Annotated in this window: 3 protein-coding genes and 1 pseudogene; 2 read left to right on the top strand and 2 right to left on the bottom strand. The window is 36.6% G+C overall.

What is annotated here, in order from left to right; all coding sequences use genetic code 11:
* Positions 1-232 precede the first annotated feature (232 nt).
* A complete protein-coding gene (gene istA, locus GGQ92_RS16130; RefSeq protein ID WP_184251320.1) occupies positions 233-1,699 on the top strand; it encodes an IS21 family transposase in 1,467 nt (488 codons plus the stop codon).
* Between the two features lies 1 nt (position 1,700).
* Positions 1,701-2,423, top strand: a complete 723-nt coding sequence (gene istB, locus GGQ92_RS16135; RefSeq protein WP_184251322.1) for an IS21-like element helper ATPase IstB — start codon at positions 1,701-1,703, stop codon at positions 2,421-2,423.
* A gap of 75 nt (positions 2,424-2,498) precedes the next feature.
* On the opposite strand, the pseudogene GGQ92_RS16745 reads toward istB, so the two are convergent.
* Positions 2,499-2,621 (bottom strand): annotated as a pseudogene (locus GGQ92_RS16745) (transposase); the annotation flags it as partial.
* Between the two features lie 721 nt (positions 2,622-3,342).
* On the bottom strand, positions 3,343-3,669 hold the full coding sequence (locus GGQ92_RS16140) for a hypothetical protein (RefSeq protein WP_184251324.1): 327 nt from the start codon (positions 3,667-3,669) through the stop codon (positions 3,343-3,345).
* Positions 3,670-3,851: the final 182 nt, after the last annotated feature.

Genomic DNA, 3,851 nt, shown 5'->3' on the forward strand with positions numbered 1-3,851 from the left:
TAATCATTGATAAGCTTTTTATAGTCTAGCTTTTCAAGGGTTTCAATGACAGGCATATCGTCAACTTGTAACTTTCGATAAGGTTTGTTGACAGGTGTTTAATGCATAATAAAAGTTAAGAGTATTGCAACCAAAATGTTAGAAGGTTGCACAAAAAGAATAGGCTTGCCAGCCCCCTCAAAATACCCTACCGTTATTGGTGTCTAATCAATTATGGTGGGAGAGTGAAAGGATGCTAGCAATGCCTGAAATCAATCATATCAAAAAGTTAAGGAATATAAAATCCCTATCGATCAATGAAATTTCAAAACGTACTGGTTTTAGCTGGGTGACTGTAAAAAAATATGCGGATGAAGAGCAATTACCTGAAGAAAGAATAGTTAAGAAAAAAGGGATGATGTATGAAGAAGAGTGGGGAGAAATTGTAATTGATTGGCTGGTTGAGGATTACGCACTAAAAAAGAAATTAAGAAGAAACAACAAGAATATATTTGAAGGGCTGCAGAGGTTAGGGTTCCCCGGTTCTTATCGAACCGTATGTAATTTCATCAAGGAAGAATGGAAAGAGAAAACGTTAGATGAATCAGATGAGTTGAAGGAGGAGTATGAAAGACTTACTCATCCGCCTGCTGAAGCTCAAATAGATTTTGGTGTTACAGAAGCAATCGAAGATGGAAAGACAAAAGATATTCATGTTTTGGTGATGAGCTTTCCGTACAGTAATGCGGGCTATTCTGTTCCTTTACCCGCAGAAAACCAGGAGTGCTTTTTGGATGGACTTAAAATGCTTTTTAATCAAGCCGGATTTGTTCCCAGAAAGCTTCGTTTAGACAATCTTACAGCAGCAGTAGTGAAAGCGAGGGGGCATGGCAGAGAAACAATTTTCAATGAGGAATTCCTCCGTTTTGCGAACCATTATGGTTTTGAAGCGCAAGCTTGTAATGCGAGAAAGGGCAATGAAAAAGGACATGTAGAAAACAAGGTGGGGTATGTTCGCTACAACTTTTTCACTCCATCTCCTGTCATCAAAGATTTAACACACTTACGTGATTTATTATTCGAACAATTTCAGAAGGACCATCAACGACTTCATTATAAGAAGGATATCCCAATTACAGACTTGTTTGAAGAAGAAATGAAATATGGGCTAGCTTTGCCCGAATCTGATTACCCAGTATTTAAAAAGACCATGGTGGTCGCTAACAAATATGGAGAGGTGTCAATCGATGGGGAATTAATCCATGTACCTAAAAGTTACCACTATGGAAAGATGAATCTAGTTTTATATTGGGATACTTACAAAGTCGTATCCCAGCATGGTGAAATGCTTTCTACGGGTCCTAGACCCTATATGAATCAAGCGAGAGAAATACCATGGCAATCGATATTAAAAAACTGGAGACAAAAGCCACGCTCGATTGTATATTCTAGGTATTTTCCCTATCTGCCAGGAAGAATTGCTTATTACTTAAATATAGAATCAATGAAATTTAGAAAAGAGCGTGTAGAGTGGTTATTGAGTCTAATTGTAACCCACGATATACAAGAAATAGATGACCGTTTCTATGAGCTATTACCAGGAGAAGAACAATTTGAGGAAGGCTCAGATGATTCTACGAACCATCCTTACGATGTGGATTGGAGTATTTATGATTCCCTCCAGCCTACCGATAAATCTACGGTTAAGGAGGGCGTATAACGTGTCAGATGTGATTAAAGAGAAGTGTAAATTACTTCGCTTAGCTTACGTTGCAGACTTGTATGAGAAGATCCCATTTGAGAATACGGAACAATATTTGATGGAGCTATTACAGAAGGAAATAGAGTTAAGGGAAATCGCAAAGGGAGAGCGCCTAATAAAAAAGGCGAAATTTATGAATGAAAAAGAATTGGAAGACTATCAATGGGGGGATCATATTCATTTACCACCAAACCTTGATAGAGAAAGTCTTGAATCCCTTTCATTTATCAAGGAGAAAGAGAATGTAATTTTAACGGGGGCGCCGGGCACAGGAAAGTCACATTTGGCCACAGCATTGGGTCGAAAAGCTTGTAGGAACGGTTATGAGGTCCGTTTCTACAGGATCGCTGACTTAATAGAGTTATTGGAAAGGTCATGGACCGAAGGTCGATACCAACTGATACGGAATCGTTTTAATAAAGTCGATATGGTCATCCTAGATGAAATGGGATACGTGCCGTTCAGCAAGGATGGAGCAGAGTTATTATTTCAATTAATTTCCGATTGGTATGAACGGAAAAGCCTTGTCATTACCTCAAACTTGGAATTTAGTCAGTGGAATAAAATTTTTGTGGATGCACGGCTAACCGCAGCTTTGGTAGATCGAGTAATACATCACGCTCATATTTTAAGCTTTACTGGTGATAGTTACCGTGTAAAACATGCTTTATCGAATCGTTAATTACAAAGAAAATAAGGGCTGGCAAAGTTCTAAACTTTTCATTGCATTTTTCTAAACTTTTCACTTGCAAAATACAACAGGCTCATCGAATGGAGCTTTCGCAACGGATTTGCCTAGCAGAATCCCTAATAATGCATAAATTATTTTTTCTTGAAACTTGATAAATTGAAGCAAATAGGTTATAAATTGAGGGTACAACTTGTCACTTCCTATCTTGGATTTGGTGTGAGTCTGGTAACCTCATCAAACACCAAGATTCGGGGGGTGGCAAGTTTTTTGCATTTAAAGACTATTAAACCAAGGTTTTAACAAGTTTTTACTATAAAACTTTTGACAATACGTTAAATTGAAAGGGGGGGATTTAGGGGTGAAAAAGGGCGTGAGGGCAAGTGGGAGAAGGTGTTGCGGGGGTGGAAGGGGTTTTGTAAAACTAAGTTTCAAAGGCATAATGTTAGATGAAAGAGTGGAAGAGAGAATGATAATTTCTCCTTCTGCTTTTTTTCTGGCTTATCTCTTTACCAGGGAAAATAAAATCAATGTTTTACAAACTTTGTGAGGCAGAAACAGGTTGGATATTTCTTTTTGTATACTATTAAAGGGATTTGAGAAGTTCTAAATAGAATCAGAATTGCTACACTTTCTACGAGTAGAAAGTGTAGCTAAAATAGTGAATGAAGTAGAGAAATGAGGAATGATACTTTCCCGAAGATTATTATTCAATATAAGGTGAAATAAAGTGAAATAAAGCAAGTACCCCACCATACGGTGGATGGGGTATTGGTTTTCTGTGATTTTGTATATTTAAAATACCGACAGTTTTTCTAGTCACTTACATTTCCTTACAGTACCCTATCCCCCGCTATTCAGCATTTAACCAACTGAATTAGATGGAAATTGGCTTAAAAAATTTCAAAATATCTTATCTTTTCTGCCGATTGTTTATTAATTCCTCTTTAACTTCTTTCGTTAATTTATGGGTTTCCTTTAGTAATTCCATATCTTTTAATATAAGTTTCTCCATATTAGTTAGTCGGTTATCTATATTAGTTAAATGGTTCTCCATATTAGTAGACATTTTAGTAAAACGATTATCTATACTAGTTAAACCGTTATCTATACTAGTTAAACCGTTATCTATACTGGTTAAACCGTTGCTTATACTGGTTAGATGATTCTCCATTTCGTACAAAACATCCTCCATTTTAGATGTTTCTTTTAACATTGAATCTACGTTTACTTTTTCCATAATTTAGACACCAACTTTTCTTCTTTTCTTCTTCCAATGCTGTAGCAAGTTCTTTCCTAGCTTGCATTGAATCCTTCATGAATCTAGTGATGCTAGTATAGTTTCATGGACACATCTAAGTTAAATTTATACAATGAATTTCAAGGAGGATGTGTCCGATGAGTACAAGAAATAACGGCAAA

This window comes from Gracilibacillus halotolerans (assembly GCF_014206945.1).
Lineage (GTDB): Bacteria > Bacillota > Bacilli > Bacillales > Amphibacillaceae > Gracilibacillus > Gracilibacillus halotolerans.